The organism is Acidimicrobiia bacterium (genome assembly GCA_030584185.1).
In the GTDB taxonomy this organism is placed as follows: Bacteria; Actinomycetota; Acidimicrobiia; order Spongiisociales; family UBA11373.
This window is the reverse complement of sequence record CP129495.1, coordinates 1,805,995-1,827,183: the sequence shown is the minus strand read 5'-3', so window position 1 is coordinate 1,827,183 and position 21,189 is coordinate 1,805,995. Positions and strand designations below refer to the sequence as shown.

The window sequence follows — 21,189 nt, the reverse complement described above, 5'->3', positions numbered from 1 at the left end:
AGTGAACCTCCCCGGGTTTCTTGGAGGCTCCGACCTTTGGGAGGATGGAGCCATGACACGGAGACAGCAGGGGAAGTACCCGAACGAGGTGCGCCGTCGGACGGTGCGTCTGGTGTTGGAGCATCGTGACGAGTACGCCTCGGAGTGGGCGGCGATCACGTCGATAGCGGCCAAGTCGGGGATGACGGCTGAGACGTTGCGCAAGTGGGTGCGCCAGGCCGAGGTCGATGAGGGCCGGCGGCCGGGGGTGACGTCGGAGGAGTCGGTGCGGGTCCGGGAGCTGCAGCGCGAGAACCGGGAGCTGCGTCGGGCGAATGAGATCCTCAAGGCGGCGTCGGCTTTCTTCGCGGCGGAGCTCGACCGCCCACAGCAGAGATGATCGGGTTCATCGACGCTCACAAGGGGCGTCGCACTGAGGGTCTTGTTTGGGGAGTCGAGCCGATCTGCGCGGTGTTGCCGATCGCTTCTCAGACCTACTACGCGGCCCGGTCCCGGCCGGCTTCGGCGAGACGGCTGCGCGACGAGGCCCTCGAGGCCGAGGTGCTGCGGGTATGGGAGCAGAACTACTCGGTGTATGGGGCCCCGAAGATCTGGGCGCAGCTGAACCGAGAAGGCATCATCGTGGCCCGTTGCACGGTGGAGCGTCTCATGCGCCGGTTGGGTATTCGCGGCGCCATCCGTGGCGGAGGACCCCGGACCACGAGAAGCGACCCGGCCGATGAGCGTCCCGCCGACCTGGTGGATCGGGACTTCACCGCCGAGGCTCCCGACACCAAGTGGGTGGCGGACTTCACCTATGTGCGCACCCGTTCGGGGTTCGTGTATGCGGCGTTTGTCATCGACTGCTACGCACGAGCCATCGTGGGCTGGAACGTGGCGCGGCGCATGACCACCGACCTGGTACTCACCGCACTCGAACAGGCCATCTGGGACCGACTCGGAGCCGGCGTCGTGGCCGGTCTCGTCTGCCACACCGACGCCGGAGCGCAGTACTTGTCGATTCGTCACACCGAACGACTCGCTCAAGCCGGCATCGACCCGTCGGTGGGATCCATCGGCGACAGCTATGACAATGCCCTGGCGGAGTCGATCATCGGGCTCTACAAGACCGAGCTCGTCTCGAACCTAGGACCCTGGCACGGCTGCGACGATCTCGAACTCGAGACCCTGCTCTGGGTCGACTGGTGGAACCACCGTCGACTCATGGGCACCTCCACCCCCACCGAGAAGGAGGCCACCTACTACCTTCAGAACACCACCATCGAAGCGATGACACTCAAGACATGAAGCCTCTACCAAACCCGGGGAGGTTCATTCATCCCATCGGGAATGGTCGCCTGGGGCGACTTCAAAGAGTCGAAACCCGATGCCAAGGTCCTCGACAGAAACCGCACCGGAGCTCAACGGGCCTACGGAACCAACCCATACACCGGGCTCGACGACCCCGACGGCCAACCCTTCCTCTTCCGCGGTGACGTCGACGTGCGGGCGAAGGCAATGCAACGAGTGGTGGCGATGGAGAAAGGAGACGACGCTGTCGCTTGGACCCTCGACTCGCTCCGGGAAGACGAAGACACGGCCACCGTGACGGTCGGCGAGTTCGCCGGTGAACCGATCGTCATATTCTGGAAGCCCGGACAAGCGTCCGCCCTCGAAACCTCATCGGTGGCGAGCGGACGCGAAGTGGGAACCGTAGGAGTCTTCTCGCCCGTCGTCGAGGACCAGACGCTCACCTTCCAGGCAGAAGGCGACAGCTTCATCGACGAGGAGACCGGCAGCACCTGGAACATTCTCGGTGAAGCCACAGACGGCCCTCTCACCGGTGAGACTCTGGAGCCGATCACCCACCTCAGGACCTTTTGGTTCTCCTGGTCGACCTTCCGACCCGACACCGAACTGATCGAGGAGCGACCCTGACGCCGACTCGGCCGAGACGTTTCTTTGCGCCTGGCTGTCCGCGGTCCTCCCGGGACGGTTGGTTCTCAAAACGACGCTCGGCTGGTTGTGGGCCGATCCCATAGCCGCGCTGGGCATCGCCTATCTGGTGCTTCGAGAAGGCAGAGAGGCCTGCAAGGCAACCACGACTGATAGCCAAGGTTCGCCTGCCCAATCAGGGTCCGTGTGTTTCGCCCCCCTCTACCAGCTGACTTCGGAGCAGCCTTGATGGGTGTCGGGTTCCACCTGGAGGGTGGCGTGGTCGATCCGGTAGTCGTCTTGAAGGAGGCCGCGGGCTTGGTCGAGAACCGAGTGGGGATCTGTGGTGGCGGTAGTCATGAGGTGGACGGTGGCGACATCCATCTCGGAGGTGAGTGTCCACACGTGGAGGTCGTGCACGTCGACCACTCCTGGGATTGAGCCGAGTTCGGATTGGAGCCGGTCGAGATCGAGGCCGGGCGGTGCAGCCTGGACGAGGATGCGGAGGGCTTGGTGTCCGAGCCGCCAGGCCCGGGGAAGGATGAAGAGGCCGATGAGAGCAGCGAAGAGCGGATCGGCGTATGCCCAGCCGGTGGAGATCATGATCAGCGCGGCGGCGATGACTCCGACCGACCCTGCTAGGTCGGCCAGCACCTCGAGGTAGGCGCCCTTGACGTTGAGCGACTCTTGGGCACCGGTGCGGAGGAGCCGCCATCCGATGATGTTGACGACGAGCCCGGCGACCGCCACTGCCAGCATCGGCACAGTCGCTACATCGGGCGGCTCCCGAAAGCGCTGGACGGCCTCGTAGAGGACGTACCCGGCGACGGCGAACAGCAGCACCGCGTTGGCCAGTGCGGCGAGGATCTCCAACCGGTAGAGACCGTAGGTGCGTCCGTTCCCTGCTGAAGTCCGGTCGGCGGCGACGATCGCCGCCAACGCCATACCAAGGCCGAGTGCGTCGGTTGCCATGTGCCCGGCGTCGGAGACCAACGCCAACGACCCGGTGAGGAACCCGGCCACGGCTTCGACCACCATGAACACGACTACCAGCCCGAAGGCGATGGCGAGTGGTCGGAGATGACGACGCCCCGCCCGGGGCACATGGGTGTGAGCCGCGGTCATCTGTCTGTGCCGTGGCCGTGGAGGTAGTGCTCGACCGCCACATCCAGAAGAAGCCGCACGTGGGTGTCGGCCACCCGATAGAACACCTCCCTGCCCTGCTTGCGGGCCCGGACCAGCCCCGCCAACCGCAGCTGCCGAAGCTGGTGGCTGGTGGCCGACTCGCTCACCTCCACCAGGCGGGCCAGGTCGCTGACACACACCTCCCCCGCCTCCAAGAGCGCGTAGATCATCCGCAGCCGGCTCGGATCCGCCAACAGCTTGAACCGCTCAGCGAGGTGTTGCGCCTCATCCAGACCCAACAGCCTTTCCGGCAGGGGGCCATGCCCATGAGAGTCGGGAGCTCGAGATTCCACCTTGTCCAGAGTATGACTTCGAACATCTGAATACAAGCTCAGATATTCGGATATCCTCTCGGCCGACCCTGGCTTCTGGGCCTCATTAGGTGCTGGGATATCGGTTTGAAGGTCGATGAGTTCGACCCAGTCGGGTTTGACCCTGATGCGGGCCATGCCTTTGAAGTTGGCATTGGCGTGGTCGCGGAACTTGGCGCCGTGGTCGGGTCCGAAGTAGCGGAGTCGAGTCGGCGTACTCCCCTTCCGCTCCGTCGACGATCTCGCCCCTGGCGGTCCGGCGAAGGACACGATTGTTCGGCAGTTTCCGATATCATCGCTTCTGACAGTTTGATATTGGCGAGCCGATCGGCGAGGACCACGTGATGACGCAACCGGACGCAGCCGGACACGACGACACCGCAGAGCACGAGGAGCCGTATCGGGGTCGGTGGTGGGCCTTCCCGCCGTTGCGCAACGCTCTGATCTCTGGTCTGGTACTGGCGACGGCGTTTGTGCTGGAGCGCATCGAGGTCATCCCGGTGGGAATCGCGATCGGCCTGTATGTGGTGGCTGCGTTGTTGGGGGCGTCGCATTGGGGCCGCGAGGCGGTCGAGGCGATTGCCAGACCCCGGGTCAACATCGACGTGCTGATGGCAGTCGCCACCGTTGGCTCTGCCGCGTTGGGTCTGTGGGAGGAGGCCGCGTTCTTGGCGTTCCTGTACGGGGCCGCCGAGGGTCTGGAAGAGTTCACCTACGACCGCACCCGAGGCGCGATCCGAGCGTTGCTCGACCTGGCCCCCAAGGAAGCCACCGTGGTCCGCAACGGTGTCGAGACCATCGTGCCCGCAGAAGAGCTCGCCGTTGGCGATGTGATGCTGGTGCGACCAGGTGAGAGCCTGGCCACCGACGGAACGATCCTCTCCGGTGCAACGAGCCTGGACGAATCCCCGGTAACCGGCGAATCGGTACCGGTGGAGAAGGGACCCGGTAGCGACGTGTTCGCCGGCACACTGAACCTGACCGGAGCGGTCGAGGTCACCGTGACCCGGACATTCGCCGACAACACCCTGTCCCAAATCATCCACCTGGTCGATGAAGCCCAAGAGGAAAAGACCCAGACACAACGGCTCATCGACCGTTTCGGCGCCTACTACAGCCCCGCCATCCTCGCCGGCGCCGCCCTGCTGGCGGTAGTGCCGACGCTGCTTGGTGGTGACCCGTCGGTGTGGGTTCGGCGGGCCGTCACCCTGGCGGTGGCCGGCGCCCCCTGTGCCTTGGTCATGTCCACCCCGGTCGCGGTCGCCGCAGCAATCGGTTCCGCCGGCAAGCGAGGGGTGCTAATCAAAGGAGGGATCCACCTCGAGAACCTGGGCCTGGTCCATGTTCTGGCGATGGACAAGACCGGCACCCTGACCCGGGGGACACCCCAAGTCACCGACCTGATCCCATTCGCCACAAGCGACCCAGAAGAGTTGCTGCGCGTCGCGGCCGCGGTGGAGGCCTCCTCGGAACATCCCCTGGCCCAAGCCATCGTGCGGCGGGCCGAAGCCGACGGCATCGTGGTGCGCCGGGCCGACACCTTCGAAGCCCTCACCGGCGCCGGCGCCCGCGCCCAACTCAACGGAAAGGACGTCTACGTGGGCAGTGCCACCCTGTTCGCAGACATTGGAGCCGCCATCGAAGACAAACGCGGGATCATCGATGGGCTGCAAGAAGAAGGCAAGACCGTGGTCCTGGTCGGGCACCCCGACCAGGTGATCGGCCTCGTCGCCCTCCGCGACGAATACCGCCCCGAGGCACCCCAAGCCATACAGGGTCTCCACCACAGCGGGATCCGCGACATCGTGATGCTCACCGGCGACAACACCCGCACCGCCGCCGCCATCGCCGGTCATCTCGGCATCGACCAGGTCCGCGCCGAACTGAAACCAGCCGACAAGAGCCGGGCCGTCACCGAACTACAGACCACCCTCGGCCCAGTGGCGATGGTTGGCGACGGAATCAACGACGCACCCGCCCTGGCGACCGCCACCGTCGGGATCGCCATGGGAACGGCCGGCACCGACGCCGCCATCGAAGCCGCCGACGTGGCACTGATGGGAGACGACCTCCGCACCCTTCCATACGCCGTAGCCCTCGGACGCAAAACGCGGCACATCAGCCGTCAGAACATCGTGTTCTCCGTGCTCATCCTCGCAGTCCTCATACCATCCGCCGTCACCGGGTGGCTCTCCATCGCCGGAGCCGTTCTCGTCCACGAAGTCTCCGAAATCATCGCCGTCCTCAACGGACTCCGCGCCCGAAACCCGGCCCCACCCCCACCAACCCATCACGAGTCACACTTATGAAGCCGACCTCTGAACCCGCATCAATCAAGGCTCTCAGCAATGTGTAGGCAGATGCCACCGAGTCGCATTCGACAACAGAGAGTGGACACGCAGCCCAGCCCGATATCGCCGACCACAGCTATTATCGCTCCCGGCCGTTCAGAAGAGGAGACGTCACACCGTGGGTGTTGAGACCAGGATGGAAGTGCAGCTCGCCGCGAAACTGTTCCGGGGCTTTGGCGACCCGACACGTCTGTCAATCCTCGAAGAACTAGCCGAAGCGGGCGAACTGCGGGTCAAGGACCTAGTCGACCGGCTGGGCGGATCACAGTCGAACATCTCGGGACATGTGGCCTGCCTCAAGGACTGTGGGCTAGTGGATGACCGCCCCGAAGGGCGACAAATCTTCTACCGGATCTCCGCCCCCGAAGTGGTGGCAGCGTTACGGTCCGCCGAAGAGCTGCTGGCCCTATCAGGTCAGAAGATCGAGCTGTGCCCCAACTACCGGCTCGACAGGTGACGTCGTCCTCCAAGATACCGGAGGACCAAACGGTGCCCTCGACAAGCTTGTGCAACGGATGGAGCCCCGTCCGACACAAATGGTCATCGCCGCAACACCACAAGGGAACCTGCTCGGAGTAGTCCTCAGAGAGGACGCACAAAGCCTACTCGACGGCCAATCCCCCGAAATGATCTAAACAGAACGCACAGGATGCCCCGACCATAGAGTCGACATCATGACCGTCCTCACCTCTATTGGCCTGTTCGTCCTCGCCGCCATCGCCGAGATTGGCGGTGCCTGGCTCGTCTGGCAGGGAGTGCGCGAGAAACGGGGCCTCGTGTTCGTCGGGGCCGGCGTGATCGCTCTCGGCCTGTACGGGTTCGTCGCCACCCTCCAGCCCAGCCCCCACTTCGGGCGGATCCTTGCCGCCTACGGCGGAGTCTTCGTCGCTGGCAGCCTCGCCTGGGGGATCATCTTCGACGGATTCCGGCCCGACCGATACGACATCATCGGAGCGGGCATCTGTCTCATCGGTGTCGCCGTCATCATGTACGCGCCCCGCGCAGCCGGGTGACCCCAACAGCACCTCTTCGAATTATGAGCCCGAGTCCGGGTTAGCCGCCGACCTGGGGAAACGGGCGAAATGCCTGCTCAGACGGCGTTCTTGGTTCGCGTCATTTCGCGTTCTCCACCGTCCCATCACACTCTCTTGTGCGATGGATGTGCGATGGAGGGGAATCGGAGGGGTGGGCACTGCCGAGCCTCGATGAACCTCCCCGGGTTTGGTAGAGGCTTCATGTCTTGAGTGTCATCGCTTCGATGGTGGTGTTCTGAAGGTAGTAGGTGGCCTCCTTTTCGTCGGGGGTGGAGGTGCCCATGAGTCGACGGTGGTTCCACCAGTCGACCCAGAGCAGGGTCTCGAGTTCGAGATCGTCGCAGCCGTGCCAGGGTCCTAGGTTCGAGACGAGCTCGGTCTTGTAGAGCCCGATGATCGACTCCGCCAGGGCATTGTCATAGCTGTCGCCGATGGATCCCACCGACGGGTCGATGCCGGCTTGAGCGAGTCGTTCGGTGTGACGAATCGACAAGTACTGCGCTCCGGCGTCGGTGTGGCAGACGAGACCGGCCACGACGCCGGCTCCGAGTCGGTCCCAGATGGCCTGTTCGAGTGCGGTGAGTACCAGGTCGGTGGTCATGCGCCGCGCCACGTTCCAGCCCACGATGGCTCGTGCGTAGCAGTCGATGACAAACGCCGCATACACGAACCCCGAACGGGTGCGCACATAGGTGAAGTCCGCCACCCACTTGGTGTCGGGAGCCTCGGCGGTGAAGTCCCGATCCACCAGGTCGGCGGGACGCTCATCGGCCGGGTCGCTTCTCGTGGTCCGGGGTCCTCCGCCACGGATGGCGCCGCGAATACCCAACCGGCGCATGAGACGCTCCACCGTGCAACGGGCCACGATGATGCCTTCTCGGTTCAGCTGCGCCCAGATCTTCGGGGCCCCATACACCGAGTAGTTCTGCTCCCATACCCGCAGCACCTCGGCCTCGAGGGCCTCGTCGCGCAGCCGTCTCGCCGAAGCCGGCCGGGACCGGGCCGCGTAGTAGGTCTGAGAAGCGATCGGCAACACCGCGCAGATCGGCTCGACTCCCCAAACAAGACCCTCAGTGCGACGCCCCTTGTGAGCGTCGATGAACCCGATCATCTCTGCTGTGGGCGGTCGAGCTCCGCCGCGAAGAAAGCCGACGCCGCCTTGAGGATCTCATTCGCCCGACGCAGCTCCCGGTTCTCGCGCTGCAGCTCCCGGACCCGCACCGACTCCTCCGACGTCACCCCCGGCCGCCGGCCCTCATCGACCTCGACCTGGCGCACCCACTTGCGCAACGTCTCAGCCGTCATCCCCGACTTGGCCGCTATCGACGTGATCGCCGCCCACTCCGAGGCGTACTCGTCACGATGCTCCAACACCAGACGCACCGTCCGACGGCGCACCTCGTTCGGATACTTCCCCTGCTGTCTCCGTGTCATGGCTCCATCCTCCCAAAGGTCGGAGCCTCCAAGAAACCCGGGGAGGTTCAGGTTCCAGATCGGATCCCGGAGCGAATCGAGATTGTACGAGGCGGCCCAGGGTTCCACCCCGGTGCGCCATTCCGCCAGTGCGCCACGCCCCGGCACGTCGCCACCGGCGAGACCCGCAAGGTGGCTGGCGGAAACACCGACGAGCAGGTAGCGCTTTCCGGCGATTGAGAACTCGTTCAACCCATGAGCCATGTCGAATGGACCTGTCACGCGGGGCACCGAATCCTACGGCCCATCACCTGGATGGAGATCATGGCGTTGCGAGTTCGTCTGGTCGTGGCTCACCGAACCGTGACCGCCAACACGGGTTGAGCCTCTCCGGCGAGTTCCAGGGGGCCGAGCTGGCCGACCTCGCCATGGTCGCCGCCAAGAGCACCGGCCTCCGTCGTAGAGGTTGGAATCGTCGTCGTCTGTGCTGGCAGCGGCACGGGTTCCGCATCTCCTCTCCCAAGTCCGACGAGTACCAACGCCAGTAGGGCGATTGCTCCACCGACGGCCAGATCTCGTACCACGCCCGCGAGGAAGTTGGATGAGTACAGGTGAAGGGACTCGAGTTGCTCGGCCGCGGCCGCTGTCTCCACGAGTCCGTCGGAGGCTGTTAGCGCAGTCCGCACCAGGGCCTGCGGTCGCGGTCGAGCGCGGAGTGCCTCCAGTGCGCCCCACGTGGCTGAGGTGAGAAAGACGAGCGCTGCTAGCGCTACACCGCGGATCACGAGGTCCTGCCGACTCAACACGAGGGTGACCACGGCGAAGGCGATCGCAATGACCTGGAGGAGGCCGACTGCCTTTGCCTCGACGCGGATACCTCTGGTTACCGCGTCGTCGTAGGCGCGTCCGATTGTGACGGCTCGCCTGGCCTGAGCCTCCTTGGTGTCGAGCGCAGTCGACCAATCGGCCACGAGGGTCTCCCGTTCAGGAATCCGGATCCTCGAGTTGAACCAGAAAGACCGGCACAGGCCGAACACTGGGCTCAGAGAGCGATTCAACCGCATCACCACCGAAGGGCTGTAGGCGGTTTTCGATTCGCTCGAAGATCTTGCGGCGTTGCCCTCGTCCGGAGCGACTTCGTCAGTCACGAGTACTGCCCAGCGAGACGAGCCGGTCTGCGATCGCGAGGCCGACGCCGAGGTCGAGTGCCCTGTCGAGGAACAGCCACTCTCCAGCTTGATTGGCCTCCAAGAAGAAGATGGACTCCGAGGTGATCATGAAATCGAAGGCGGCGAACTCCAGGCCAAGCCTTGCGCGATAGGACTCGCACGCATGCACAATCTGCTCAGGCGCATTCCATGGCTCCCAGAGCTCCGGATCGAAGGGTGTCTTCCGCCAGTCAAGTCCGCGGCTCCGGCACCGGCCTGCGAAGCAGCGGCCAGCGAGAGACACGACCCTTGCGTCGAGTCCGCCTTCGATGAGCTGTTGGATGACGACCGGCGCGGCATGCCAGGCTTCGGCTGGCAGGGCGGTGGCTTGATCGAGGCGCTCGGTGAATACGAACGACTTGTCAGAGAACGAGAAATAGGCGGCGGAGAGTGTCTTGACCACCGCTGGGCCGACGGCTTGTTCGAATTCAATCGCCCTGAACCGATCGTTCGTGATGAGAGTCGGCGGGACATTGAACCCCACCGACTTCGCCACGCGGAGCTGTTCGACCTTGTTCTCGGCACGCCGGGCAGCCCAGAGGTCGTTCATCCAGGTGCTGTTCGGTGATGCAAGCGTGGCAACCCATGCCCGCCACTGAGTCCGCTCGACCAAGAGATCGTCCACGTCCTGCAAGGTTTCTGGGCTCTCATCGGTCTCGAACTGCCGCCACCACACGACGCTCGGCATGGGCTCGCCGTCGCGATCCGACGTCGATGGGCTCCAGGGTGGGACTTCGCTTGTGCGTGCAGCCTCGTAATTGATTCGGTGAACCTCAACTCCGAGCTCGTGGAGCCGATGGACAACGACATCGGCAGCGAAGTCCCGTTCGTTCGTGAGGATGGCAGCCGTGGATGTCCTCAAGCGCCCTTCTGGTCCTCACCCGTCTCGTGGTCGCACTTCTTGGTGTTCTGGACCTTCCGTGACTCCCAGCTCGGTACCCACCGGTCGTCCTCGTAGACGAGGCTGATCTTCATCGCCTCGTCGTACCGAACGCTGATCGGTTCGGACGGCTCACGCTGCGTGGCAAGAGTCCGAAGAAGTGATCCAGTCACGTGCCAAGGGTAGCCACCCTCCCCACTGAGGACCTTGGGAGCCCTCACAACCTCCGAGTTACAGACCTCTCTAAGGAGCCCACCCGCTGCGCCTTGGCACGTCTCGTTGTGATCGGCGTGTGCGATGGATGTGCGATGGAGCCCTCAAGAGCCAGGTTGAGACAGGGGCCTGACAAGCGAAAAACCCTTGCGGTGCAAGGGTTTTTCGGTGGTAGCGGGGGCGGGATTTGAACCCGCGACCTTCGGGTTATGAGCCCGACGAGCTACCAGACTGCTCCACCCCGCGTCGTTGGACCCCGAGTGTACGGGAGGCCCGGCGGCTGCGCAATGCCGGGGTCAGCCCACCGACCCCCGCATTGCGTCCAGCCATGACCCGATCAGGGCGAACAGCCCATCGGGGGCGTCGGCGGCGTCGATGGTGGTCACGGTGTGGGTGCGCCCGCCCTGGGTGATGGTCAACTCGTAGGTGAACCTGTCACAGCACCGATCCTCGGGCAGGTACTCGGGATCGAGGTCGAAGAACCCGGCGTCGACCACGGCATCGGCCAACTCCTCGACCTGGTCGGGGGTGAGGCTCCCCGACCTCCCGAGCGGCCCGTTCACCATCCCGTCGGATGCCAAACCCCAGGTCTCGTCGATCCCGGCGATCCCGCCGCTCACCCGGATCGAACCGGAGAGGCCGCCAGGCACCGTGGTGGTGGCCGTGGCCGTCCCGCCACAGGCGGCGACCACCAGCAACACCGGGAGCAGACGCGACCTCATACCCCTTCGACGGATTGGGCGAACCTGCGGTTCCTCAGTAGCGCAGCACCGCCGCCACCGGACCGCCACCCGGGACCTCCTCGGGGGACACGATCCAGACATCCCCCTTGGTGCGCCAGATGGCGGCGGCCGCCCGGTCCAGCCGGTGATCGGCGGCGGGCAATCCCCTGGGGATGAACGCCGCCGCCACCCGACCCTCCTCGGCCATCCGCACCGTCTCGTCCACGTCGGCGGTCACCGGGTGGCGTGCCGCCAGGAAGTCCTCGGCGGCTGCTCCCCTGTCGGCGGCGAACACGGGCTCCACCAGGGGCCAAGCCTGCTGGTGCAGCCACTCGGCGGTGGCGTGCTCCGGGTTCCCCTCCACCCCCACCGGCAGCACCCCCTCCAACCGGGTGATCGCCCGGTAGCCGGCGATCATCCGCTCCACCCCGGCGAGCACCACCGGCGAGCCGTTGGGGATCAGGCTCTGCAGTCCCTTGTCCACCGCCCGGTAGAACCTCTCCAGCCGGTCCTGGGTGTCCTCCTTCCCCCCGCCGTGACCGAAGAAGGTGGCGGTCATCCGTCCCGCCCCCACCCGGCCCGCCTGGAAGAACTGCAACTGCCGCTCCGGGTCCTCGAACCACAGCGCCTCGGCCAGGCTTGCCGGGACGTCGTCGCCGAGATCCACCTCCCCCACCCGGAACCTGCTCCCCCACAGCAGCCGCACCTGGTTCTCGCTGAGGGCGAGCACATGGAAGCGCTCCCCCCGGCTCATCACCGGCAGCAGCGGCGACACGAAGAACGCATCCTCCACCACCGCCAGCGGCTGGAACGAGAGCGGCACCCGATAGTGGGCGAACCGCTCCGGGGAGCGGAACACGGCCAGCCCATCCTCCTGGTGCTGCCAGAACCCGGCGTCGTCCACCAGTTCCCTCACCGGTGCCAAGAGGTCAGCGACGTCTGGCGCTCTCATCCCCCGCTCCACCAGCGCCGCCTCGGCCTCGGCGGTCAGATTCTTCAGGCGGATCGGATCCTGCTGGATCCCGGGCCCGGCACGATGGGCGGGCATGTATATGGAGACGGCGGGCGACTCGGTGGCGGTGACCAGCGAGTCGATGGCGGACGGATCGACGATGTCCAAGGGGACCTCCCGTATCGCGGTCACACCCATCTTCCCACCTGCGGCTGGATGCCGGAACCCGGCGAAATCCCCGCTCGGTTTGGAAGGCGCGGCCCGGGGGCGCCCCGCTAGCGTTGCCGGTCTCGGGGAGGGGGCTCTCTGGCAGGGTTGGCCATGACCGTGTTCGGCTGGCACCACAGGAAGACTTGCGACTCCGGTCGCCTCGATGATGTCCGCCTCGGAGGGCCGGCTTGACCACGGCCGCCGTGACCCTCTCCGGGATCTCCAAGCATTTCGACCGGGTGGTCGCCGTCGACCACATCGATCTGGAGATCGCCGACGGCGAGTTCTTCTCCCTCCTCGGCCCTTCCGGCTCGGGCAAGACCACCTGCCTGCGGATGATCGCCGGGTTCGAGACACCGACCGCAGGCCGAGTGCTCCTCCACGGCGAGGACGTCACCGGCCTCGCCCCCTACCAGCGCGACGTCAACACCGTGTTCCAGGACTACGCCCTCTTCCCCCACCTGACGGTGCGCCACAACGTCGGCTACGGGCTGATGGTGAAGGGCACCCCTCGACCCGAACTGGAACGGCGGGTCGACGAGGCCCTGGACCTGGTCCACCTCGCCGGGTTCGGGGATCGCAAGCCGGGTCAGCTCTCCGGCGGCCAGCGGCAGCGGGTGGCCCTGGCCCGGGCACTCATCAACCGCCCCCGGGTGGTTCTCCTCGACGAGCCCCTGGGCGCCCTCGACCTCAAGCTGCGCCACGCCATGCAGGTGGAGCTGAAGTCGATCCAGCGCGACGTGGGGATCACATTCATCTACGTCACCCACGACCAGGAGGAGGCGCTCAACATGAGCGACCGCCTCGCCGTGTTCAACCAGGGCCGGGTGGAGCAGGTGGGACCACCCCAGGAGGTGTACGAGGCGCCCCGAAGCGAGTTCGTCGCCGGGTTCGTCGGGATCTCCAACATCGTGCCGGCACCCCTGGCCGAGGCGCTCACCGGGACCGCCGCGGCGTTCACGGTTCGCCCGGAGAAGATCTCGCTGCACACCGGAGAGGCGCCGCCTGCGGACGCTTCCACCTGTGACGTCGGCGGAACGGTGGTCGACGTGGTCTACCTCGGCATGTTCACCAGATATGCCGTCGAGGTGGGACACGACACCACGCTCGAGGTGGTGCGGCAGAACCTCGACGCCCCCCATAGGGAACGGGGGCTCCTCGGAGCCCCGGTCCACCTGCAATGGGCTTCGAGCTCGTGCCGGCGCCTCGGTGCGGACACGGAGGGACAACAAGGAGGTATGCCATGACCAAGCGCCGATGGTGGGCGCTCGTGACGCTGCTGGCCCTGGTGGCAGCGGCGTGTGGGGACGACGACGCCGGTGACCCTGGCGGCCCGATGACCGAGATCGGCGACGGCGAGGGCAAGGTCGTGATCGTCGCCTGGGCCGGCTACATCGAGCGGGGCGAGACCGACCCCGCATTCGACTGGGTGACCGGATTCGAGGAGGAGACCGGATGCGCCGTCGAGGTCAAGGTGGCCGCCACCTCGGACGAGATGGTGGCCCTGATGCAGGGCTCCAACGAGTACGACCTGGTGACCGCCTCGGGAGACGCCAGCCTCCGGCTCATCGCCGGCGGCACGGTGCAGGAGATCAACACCGACCTCATCGAGTCGTGGAGCAAGGTGGACGACCGCCTCAAGGAGGCGCCGTGGCACTTCGTCGACGACAAGCACTACGGCGTCCCCTACCAGTGGGGCTCCAACGTGCTGATGTACCGCACCGACGTCTTCGGCGACACCCCGCCGACCTCGTGGAACGTGGTCTGGGAGGAGCAGACGCTGCCCGACGGTGAGAGCAACAAGGGCCGGATCGAGGCCTATGACGGCCCGATCTACATCGCCGACGCCGCCCTCTACCTGATGCATCACCAGCCGGAGCTGGGGATCACCGACCCCTACGCCCTGAACCGTGACCAGTTCAACGCCGCCCTCGATCTGATGCGCCAGCAACGCGAGCTGGTGTTCCGGTACTGGCACGACGCATTCGTGCAGCTGGACGACTTCGCCAACGAGGGCGTGGCCGCAGCCACTTCGTGGCCGTTCCAGGTCAACTACGGGCAGTTCACCGGGGTCCCGGTCGCCAGCGTCCTCCCCGAGGAGGGGGCGACCGGCTGGGCCGACACCACGATGATGCACGCCAACGCCCAGCACCCGAACTGCGCCTACATGTGGCTGGAATGGTCGCTGAACCCGAACCTCCAGGGTGACCTGGCGGCGTGGTTCGGCTCGGTGCCCTCGAACCTCGAGGCATGCACCGGCAACGAGCTCCTCGGCGAAGGGGGTTGCGAGACCAACGGCCTGGGGAACTTCGACCAGATCCACTTCTGGAAGACGCCTCAGGCGGACTGCTTCGGCCTCGGAGGGGAGTGCGTCCCCTATCACGAGTGGGTGACCGCATCGGTCGCCGTGATCGGCGGCAGATGACGCATGCGGATCGTGCCGGGGGCCTTCGGGCCCCCGGCACCCTCCTCCCATGACCACCGACGCCCGGGCCACCCGACTCACCACGCGCATCTCGGTGGCCCTCCACCGGCGGCCCCGGCTGCGGCTCGCCCTGCTGCTCGGCCTGCCGATGCTGTGGGTGGTGGGCGTGTACGGCGGGTCGCTGATCGCCCTGCTCTCCCAGTCGTTCTTCAGCCTCGACGACTTCTCCGGGACCGTCGACCACACCCTCACCCTGGACACCTGGGGCGACCTGTTCACCGACTCCAACATCTCCATCGCCATCCGCACCACGCTGATGGCCACGGCGGTCACCATCGGGTCGGCGATCATCGCCTTCCCCATCGCCTACTACGCGGTGCGCTACGCCGGGAAGCGGCTGCGGGCGCTGTTCTTCGTGCTGATCCTCATCCCCCTGTGGTCTTCGTACCTGGTGCGCGTGTACTCCTGGAAGCTGATCCTGGCCCGGGAGGGGATCCTCTTCTGGTTCATCGACAAGCTGCACCTCAACGTCCTGCTCGACGCCGCCCTGGCGACACCGGTCATCGGAGGCCCGTCGCTCTCCGCATCGGCGCTCGGCCAGTTCATCGTCTTCGTCTACATCTGGCTGCCCTACATGATCCTGCCGATCCACGCCGCCCTGGACCGCGTGCCCCGCTCCTACCTGGAGGCTTCTGCCGATCTCGGAGCCCGGCCCATCCAGACCTTCCGCACCGTCACCTGGCCGCTGGCGATCCCCGGGATCGCCGCCGGGTCGATCTTCACCTTCTCGCTCACCCTGGGGGACTACATCATCCCGACCATCATCGGCGACTCGTCGCCGTTCGTCGGGCTCGCCATCTACTCCTACCAGGGCGTCGCCGGGAACCTGCCGCTGGCGGCGGCGTTCACCTTCTTCCCGATCGTGATCATGGGCATCTACCTCTACATCGCCAGGCGCGCCGGCGCCTTCGAGGCACTGTGATGTCGGAGCGTCGCCACCTCGGGTTGCAGGTCTCCACCTGGGCGGTGATCGGTTTCCTGCACATCCCGATCCTGATCGTCTTCCTCTACGCCTTCACCACCGAGTCGTCGGCGTTCACCTTCCCGCCCCCCGGATTCACCCTGGACTGGTTCGGAGTGGCATGGAACAACGGCGACGTCCGCGACGCCATGTGGCTGTCGATGCGGGTGGCGGCCACCGCCACCGCCATCGCCCTGGTGATGGGCTCGATGGCGGCGGCGGCGGTGTGGCGACGCAGGTTCTTCGGCCGGGAGGCGGTTTCGCTGTTCATCGTGCTCCCCATCGCCCTCCCCGGCATCGTCACCGGGATCGCCCTGCGTTCGGCGATCTCCATCGGGGGGATCCCCTTCTCGTTCTGGACGATCGTCATCGGGCACGCCACCTTCGCCGTGGCCATCGCCTACAACAACGTGGTGGCCCGGATGCGGCGCACCTCCACCTCGCTGCTGGAGGCATCGGCCGACCTGGGGGCCAACGGCTGGCAGACCTTCCGCCACGTGCTGCTCCCCCAGATCCGCCCCGCCCTGATCGCCGGGGGGATGCTGGCCTTCGCCCTCTCCTTCGACGAGATCATCGTCACCACCTTCACCGCCGGGAACCAGCAGACCCTGCCGATCTGGATGTTCTCCTCGCTGGTGCGGCCGCGGCAGCGCCCGATCACCAACGTGGTGGCCCTGGCGGTGGTGGCGATCACCTTCATCCCCATCGTGCTGGCGACACGGTTGACCCGCGGCTCGGAAGGGCAGGCCTAGGACAGGCGGATCGAGGGACTCAGCCCTCGGCCAGGGCCTCTTCGAGGAGCACCTGAGCCTGGGCGATCAGCCGCTGCGCCTCGGCCACCTCCGACTGGAATGTGGCCAGATCAGCGCCGCGCAGAGCCACGTCGGCCCGGGCGAAAGCCTCGTCGGCCCGGGCGAGGAGCTCGGCGACCGCCTCGGTCACCTCGTCGGGAAGGCTGGGATCGTCGGGATCGGGTTCGACCCCCGGGGTGTCCCCGAACACCGCGGCCAGTGCCTCGGCGAGGGTGTCGCGCATCTCGATGCTGTCGCCGAACACGACGATGGCCCGCTTGAACTCGGGAAGGGCGACGAGCTCGGAACCGCCGTTGGTTCGGGCACTCAGGTAGATCGGCTGCACATAGAGGATCGACTGCTCGATGGGCACCACCAGCATGTTGCCCTGGATCACCTCCGAGCCCTCCTGCCCGAGCAGGGTGAACTCGCGCGAGATGTCCGGGTCCTGGTTGATGCGGGCACCGATCTGGCCGGGCCCATCCACGAACGAGTCGCGGGGCAGCTCGAAGTCGATGAGATCGCCGTACTCGGCCACGTCCGACTTGGCCACGAGGAAGGAGACCATGTTCGGCCTGGTGGCGGCGGTGAACGCCTGCAGGGCCAGGTAGGACTGGTCCTCCTCGCCGGGGAGCCGCATCAGGAGGTAGTAGGGGACCATCGGCCTGTTGTCGGCGGTGAAGGCGACGCGCAGGTCCTCACGGGGCGTCGTGGACGGATCGCGTGCGATCTGCCACGGATCGCTGTTGTTGAAGAACACCCGGGAGTCGGTGACGTGATACCGGGTGTAGACGTCGCTCTGCACGCGGAACAGGTCCTCCGGGTAGCGCAGGTGCTCCTGCAGGCTGGCCGGCATCTCGGCGAACGCAGAGAACAGGTCGGGGAAGATCGACCGGTAGGTGCGAACCATCGGGTCGGTCTCGTCAACGACGTAGAACCGCAGGGTCCCGTCGAAGGCGTCGATGGTCGCCTTCACCGAGTTGCGGATGTAGTTGAAGTCGGATGGGAGAGCGGCGTTGGCTGCGCTCAGTCGGCCGGTGGCGGGGCGCTCCTGGGCGGTGGATGTGTCGTCGCCCGCCGGAGTCGAGTACGGGTAGCGGTCGGTGACCGTGTACAGGTCCTGGATCCAGACCAGGCGCTCGTCGGCCACCACCAGGTAGGGATCGGAATCCGGGTAGAGGAACGGCGCCGCCTTGGTCACGATCTCCCGGATGTTGCGCACCATGAGGACGCGGCTGTCCGAGGTGATCTGACCCGAGATCAGCGTGTTGACGTCGGCGAAGCGGAGGGCGAAGGCGGCGCGACGGAATATCGAGCCCACCTCGATCCCCCCGGCGCCGTCGTATGAGTTGAAGGCGACCGTGTCCTCGCCCGACTCGAGCGGGAAGTCCACTTCCTGCTCCTTGGTGCCCACGATCACATAGGAGCCCGGCTCGACGCCTTCCCCGAAGTAGATGCGCGGCTGGTCGATGGCGAGCGAAGCCGACGCCGAGCTGCCGACGCCGATGTCCTTGACCAGGAAGGCGGGCTGGCCCTCCGAAGTGACGGTGTTGGCCGGGCTGACCACCGCCCCGTATCCGTGGGTGAACACCAGGTGCTTGTTGACCCACCCGCTGTCGGGGAGCCCGGAGTCGTCGAGCTCACGCGAAGCCAGCATCACCTGGGTCAACAGTCCGTCGATGTCGTAGCGGTCGACGTCGATGTCCTTGATCTGATAGAAGGGCCGCAGCTCCTGGAGCTGGCGATAGGTGGTGAGCAGAACGGTCGGATCCCACAGCCGGATGTTGTCGATGGTGTCACCGTTGGCGGCCAGGTCCTCACCGCCCAGGGAAGCGTCGGCGGCGAAGTCGCGCACCTCCACTGCGTCCAGCCCGTAGGCCTCGCGGGTGAAGGCGATGTTGCGCTCCACGAACGGCAGCTCCTTGTTGATCTCGTCGGGCTGGACCGAGAAGCGCTGCACCATCGCCGGCCAGATCCCGCCCAGGGCGACCGAGGTCACCAACCACAGCCCGAAGGCGACGGCGGGCAGGGTCCAGCCCCGGAACCGGATGTTGACCAGCAACAGGACCGCCGCCACCAGGGAGATCCCGATCAGCAGGTTGAGCGCCGGAAGCTGGGCGTTGACGTCGGTGTAGGTGGCCCCGTAGGCGGCGCCACGCGAGCTGTGGAGCAGGTCGAAGCGGTCCAGCCAGTAGCCACCGGCCTTGAGGATCGCCATGATCGCCAGCAGCACCGAGAGGTGGACCTTTACCCCGGCAGCCACCAGCGGCCGCCTCGGCGTGAACTGGATCCCGCCGTTCAGGTAGTGGAGGGCGGCGACGACGATCGTGGCGATCAGGAAGAACTGGAACGCCCACCCGAATACGTCTCGATACAGCGGCACCTGGAAGACGTAGAAGCCGACGTCGTTGCCGAAAACCGGATCGGTGATGCCGAACGCCTGCCGGTTCGAGTAGAGCAGCCAGTTCTCCCACCAGCCCCCGGCGCCGAGTCCGATGAGGAGTCCAAAGACGCCCGACACGGCCAGCCGGAACTTGAGAACCCTCGGGGTGACCCACTCCTGGTACCGCTCGACCAGCTCCTCGTCGGGGCTGCCGGCCAGCAGAGGGGTGCGCGGCGCCAGCCGGTCGGCGAGCACCAGGTTGAGGAACATGAGCCCGAAGGCAGCGGCGGTGCCCACCAGGACCAGCATCACCCGGCTCAAGATCAGCGTTGTCCACACCGAACCCAGTCCCACCGAGTCGAACCAGAGGTAGTCGGTCCAGAAGGTGGCCAGCCCGCGCAGGGAGAGAAGCAGGATCAGGGCGAGCACACCGATCACGATGAGCATCCGCCTCCCGCGCGAGACAGAGCGACGACGGAACGGGACGGGTGAGGGGTCGCGAGAGATCATTGGCGCCCCATCATAAGGGGGTGGGCGAGAGCGGATGCGGGGTGGGTCAGGCGGGTGTGATCGTGCAGGTGCATCCGGGGTGTGCCGGGGGGAGACGGTAACCGTCCGGCGGTGCACCCGCAGGGTCCCAGGTGATCTCCCCCGCCGCCGGGCACTCGGTGCAGGTGGCGCCGGGCGCCACCGCCCGAACCGAGGTGAATCCGGCACCGGCGAGGGCCTCGAGCAGCTGATCGTGATAGGCGGCATCGACGACGGCGCGCACCCATCGCTCGGCCTCGTCGGTCCGCCAGGCCCGGAAGACACGGCTCACCTGCGACGACGGGTCGCCGCCGTTTCCGGCGATTCCGGCCCGCAGCTGCGAGGCCAGCTCCTGGGTCATCGCCACCACCAGGTCGTGCGCCCGACGAGGCCTACCGGGCCGGGCGCCCTCGACACCGGCCAGGACCCGGGCGGCGTCGAGCCCGGCGGCAGCAGCCTTGGTGATCGCCGGCTCCAGGGCGGGGTGCAGGTCGTCGGCGAACTCGGCGGGGTCCGGAACCCAGGATCCCTGGCGCAGTCCGGCCAGGGCGGCGTTCTGCAGGTCGACCACGCGCCGCTTGATCTCCCTCACCCCCACGTTGTGCAGCGGCAACAGCACGCGCTCCCGCAGGCTCACGGCGTCGCTGGGCTCGTCCATCTGCAGCGACCCCTGAACCGGGGTTCGCAACGCCTCGAAGAGCGTCCCCAGGTCGTCGCCAGTGGCTGGAGCCGGTCTCGCCGCCGGCCCGGAGGGCGATGGGGGCGACACGGGGCGTGTGTCGGGCCGCTCTCCCGAGAGGCGCTCCACCTCGGCGGCGAGCGCCTCGCTCAGGCCCGGAGCCTGCGGGTCGAGCTCCCCAAACAGGATCTCGTCGTCTTCGGGCGGCGGTGTGGCCGAGAGCACCTTCACGCCCTCGATCCCCTTCGCCGCCCGCAGCCGATCGATCTCGGACATGAGCCGGCGCCGACGCTCCTCCGACGACGTCTCCGCCGACAGCATGGTCTCCTCGGTCGACTCGCCAGAGAGCATCTCGGCGGCGAGGTCGCGGGCCTGCGCCACATGACGATCGATCTCGAAACGCGTCGAGCGAATCATCTCGTCCTGCTCCTTGCGGGCCAGGGCGAGGCGACGGTGCGCCTCCTTCTCGGCCTCGGCGCGTATCAATGCGGCCTCGTCGGCGGCCTCCGCAAGGATCTCACCGGCCAGCTGCCTCACCAGGTCGAGCAGCTCCGTGCCGGTCTCCCAGGCTTCGCGGCGCAGTTCGAAGGCCTGTGCCTCGGCCTCGGCGATCATCTCGGCGGCGGCGGCGGTCGCCTCGTGACCGAGCTGTTCCGAGTCGGCGAGAGCCCGGAGCCGCATCCCCTCGCCGGCATCGCGGGCAGCCTCGAGGATGCGGTTCACCTCCTCGCCGACCGCCGAGACGTCCCGCTGCAGGTTCTCCAGCCCGCCGGACGCATCCACCGCCTGACGCAGCTCGTCGTAGAGGCGCTTCAACTCACCCCAGCGTTCCACCGCTTCCGACACCAGGGTGTCGACGACGCGCTTGTCGTATCCACGCCTGGCGGAGGGAATGCCGCGTGTCCCGAAACCCTCGGGTCCGAGGTCGTCGTCGCCCATCCCCGGCACGATACCCGGGGAAGTCGGGGA

19 protein-coding genes, 1 tRNA gene and 2 other annotated features are annotated in these 21,189 nt (G+C 66.5%); of the genes, 9 read left to right on the top strand and 11 right to left on the bottom strand.

What is annotated here, in order from left to right; translation table 11 throughout:
• Positions 1–52: 52 nt before the first annotated feature.
• A protein-coding gene (locus QY307_09445; GenBank protein WKZ83791.1) for an IS3 family transposase occupies positions 53–1,287 on the top strand; the annotation gives its coding sequence in 2 pieces (ribosomal slippage) (positions 53–338 and positions 338–1,287; 1,236 coding nt in all).
• Positions 337–468, top strand: a sequence feature (AL1L pseudoknot). It overlaps the preceding gene by 132 nt.
• 42 nt (positions 1,288–1,329) lie before the next feature.
• Positions 1,330–1,917, top strand: coding sequence for a DUF3179 domain-containing (seleno)protein (locus tag QY307_09440; GenBank protein WKZ82291.1), 588 nt, complete (start codon positions 1,330–1,332; stop codon positions 1,915–1,917).
• 219 nt (positions 1,918–2,136) lie between these two features.
• Here QY307_09440 and QY307_09435 read toward each other — a convergent pair whose 3' ends face one another.
• Entirely contained in the window at positions 2,137–3,039 is a 903-nt protein-coding gene (locus QY307_09435) for a cation diffusion facilitator family transporter (protein ID WKZ82290.1), read from the bottom strand.
• The gene (locus QY307_09430; protein WKZ82289.1) at positions 3,036–3,392 is read right to left on the bottom strand and encodes a metalloregulator ArsR/SmtB family transcription factor; all 357 of its coding nucleotides are present in this window, start codon (positions 3,390–3,392) and stop codon (positions 3,036–3,038) included. Before QY307_09430 ends, QY307_09435 begins: the two co-directional genes overlap by 4 nt.
• A gap of 362 nt (positions 3,393–3,754) precedes the next feature.
• Here QY307_09430 and QY307_09425 point away from each other — a divergent pair, with 362 nt between their 5' ends.
• The 3 genes from QY307_09425 to QY307_09415 all read left to right on the top strand — a co-directional run bounded on the left by QY307_09425 (position 3,755) and on the right by QY307_09415 (position 6,774).
• On the top strand, positions 3,755–5,719 hold the full coding sequence (locus tag QY307_09425; protein ID WKZ82288.1) for a cation-translocating P-type ATPase: 1,965 nt from the start codon (positions 3,755–3,757) through the stop codon (positions 5,717–5,719).
• A 178-nt stretch (positions 5,720–5,897) separates the two neighbouring features.
• The gene (locus tag QY307_09420; GenBank protein ID WKZ82287.1) at positions 5,898–6,218 is read left to right on the top strand and encodes a metalloregulator ArsR/SmtB family transcription factor; all 321 of its coding nucleotides are present in this window, start codon (positions 5,898–5,900) and stop codon (positions 6,216–6,218) included.
• Positions 6,219–6,432: 214 nt separating this feature from the next.
• Positions 6,433–6,774: a YnfA family protein gene (locus QY307_09415; protein ID WKZ83790.1), complete on the top strand. Its 342-nt coding sequence runs from the start codon at positions 6,433–6,435 to the stop codon at positions 6,772–6,774.
• 220 nt (positions 6,775–6,994) lie between these two features.
• Here the strand turns inward: QY307_09415 and QY307_09410 are convergent.
• The 7 genes from QY307_09410 to QY307_09380 all read right to left on the bottom strand — a co-directional run bounded on the left by QY307_09410 (position 6,995) and on the right by QY307_09380 (position 12,381).
• Positions 6,995–8,229 (bottom strand): IS3 family transposase gene (locus QY307_09410; GenBank protein WKZ83789.1). Its coding sequence is split into 2 segments (ribosomal slippage): positions 6,995–7,944 and positions 7,944–8,229, totalling 1,236 coding nucleotides; the frame shifts between segments, so codons are not numbered across the junction.
• Positions 7,814–7,945 (bottom strand) — a sequence feature (AL1L pseudoknot). (Overlaps the previous gene by 132 nt.)
• 332 nt (positions 8,230–8,561) lie before the next feature.
• On the bottom strand, positions 8,562–9,356 hold the full coding sequence (locus tag QY307_09405) for a hypothetical protein (GenBank protein WKZ82286.1): 795 nt from the start codon (positions 9,354–9,356) through the stop codon (positions 8,562–8,564).
• Positions 9,349–10,104 (bottom strand): hypothetical protein, encoded by a 756-nt coding sequence (locus QY307_09400; protein ID WKZ82285.1) that lies wholly within the window; start codon positions 10,102–10,104, stop codon positions 9,349–9,351. The genes QY307_09405 and QY307_09400 overlap by 8 nt, the downstream gene beginning before the upstream one ends.
• 170 nt (positions 10,105–10,274) lie before the next feature.
• Entirely contained in the window at positions 10,275–10,469 is a 195-nt protein-coding gene (locus QY307_09395) for a hypothetical protein (protein WKZ82284.1), read from the bottom strand.
• A 209-nt stretch (positions 10,470–10,678) separates the two neighbouring features.
• Positions 10,679–10,755, bottom strand: a tRNA-Met gene (locus tag QY307_09390).
• A 50-nt stretch (positions 10,756–10,805) separates the two neighbouring features.
• A complete protein-coding gene (locus QY307_09385; GenBank protein ID WKZ82283.1) occupies positions 10,806–11,231 on the bottom strand; it encodes a hypothetical protein in 426 nt (141 codons plus the stop codon).
• A gap of 34 nt (positions 11,232–11,265) precedes the next feature.
• A complete protein-coding gene (locus tag QY307_09380) occupies positions 11,266–12,381 on the bottom strand; it encodes a hypothetical protein (protein ID WKZ82282.1) in 1,116 nt (371 codons plus the stop codon).
• A 200-nt stretch (positions 12,382–12,581) separates the two neighbouring features.
• On the opposite strand from QY307_09380, the gene QY307_09375 reads away from it, so the two are divergent.
• The 4 genes from QY307_09375 (at position 12,582) to QY307_09360 (ending at position 16,591) form a co-directional block, all read left to right on the top strand.
• Positions 12,582–13,640 carry an ABC transporter ATP-binding protein gene (locus QY307_09375; protein ID WKZ82281.1) on the top strand — a complete coding sequence of 353 codons (1,059 nt, stop codon included), beginning with the start codon at positions 12,582–12,584 and terminating at the stop codon, positions 13,638–13,640.
• An 89-nt stretch (positions 13,641–13,729) separates the two neighbouring features.
• Positions 13,730–14,818 carry an ABC transporter substrate-binding protein gene (locus tag QY307_09370; protein ID WKZ83788.1) on the top strand — a complete coding sequence of 363 codons (1,089 nt, stop codon included), beginning with the start codon at positions 13,730–13,732 and terminating at the stop codon, positions 14,816–14,818.
• 49 nt (positions 14,819–14,867) lie between these two features.
• Entirely contained in the window at positions 14,868–15,800 is a 933-nt protein-coding gene (locus tag QY307_09365; protein ID WKZ82280.1) for an ABC transporter permease, read from the top strand.
• Entirely contained in the window at positions 15,800–16,591 is a 792-nt protein-coding gene (locus tag QY307_09360) for an ABC transporter permease (GenBank protein ID WKZ82279.1), read from the top strand. Before QY307_09365 ends, QY307_09360 begins: the two co-directional genes overlap by 1 nt.
• A 19-nt stretch (positions 16,592–16,610) precedes the next feature.
• On the opposite strand, the gene QY307_09355 is transcribed toward QY307_09360, so the two are convergent.
• Together QY307_09355 and QY307_09350 are read right to left on the bottom strand one after the other, a co-directional pair.
• Positions 16,611–19,460, bottom strand: coding sequence for a UPF0182 family protein (locus QY307_09355; GenBank protein ID WKZ82278.1), 2,850 nt, complete (start codon positions 19,458–19,460; stop codon positions 16,611–16,613).
• 109 nt (positions 19,461–19,569) lie between these two features.
• Positions 19,570–21,159, bottom strand: coding sequence for a hypothetical protein (locus QY307_09350; GenBank protein WKZ82277.1), 1,590 nt, complete (start codon positions 21,157–21,159; stop codon positions 19,570–19,572).
• Positions 21,160–21,189: the final 30 nt, after the last annotated feature.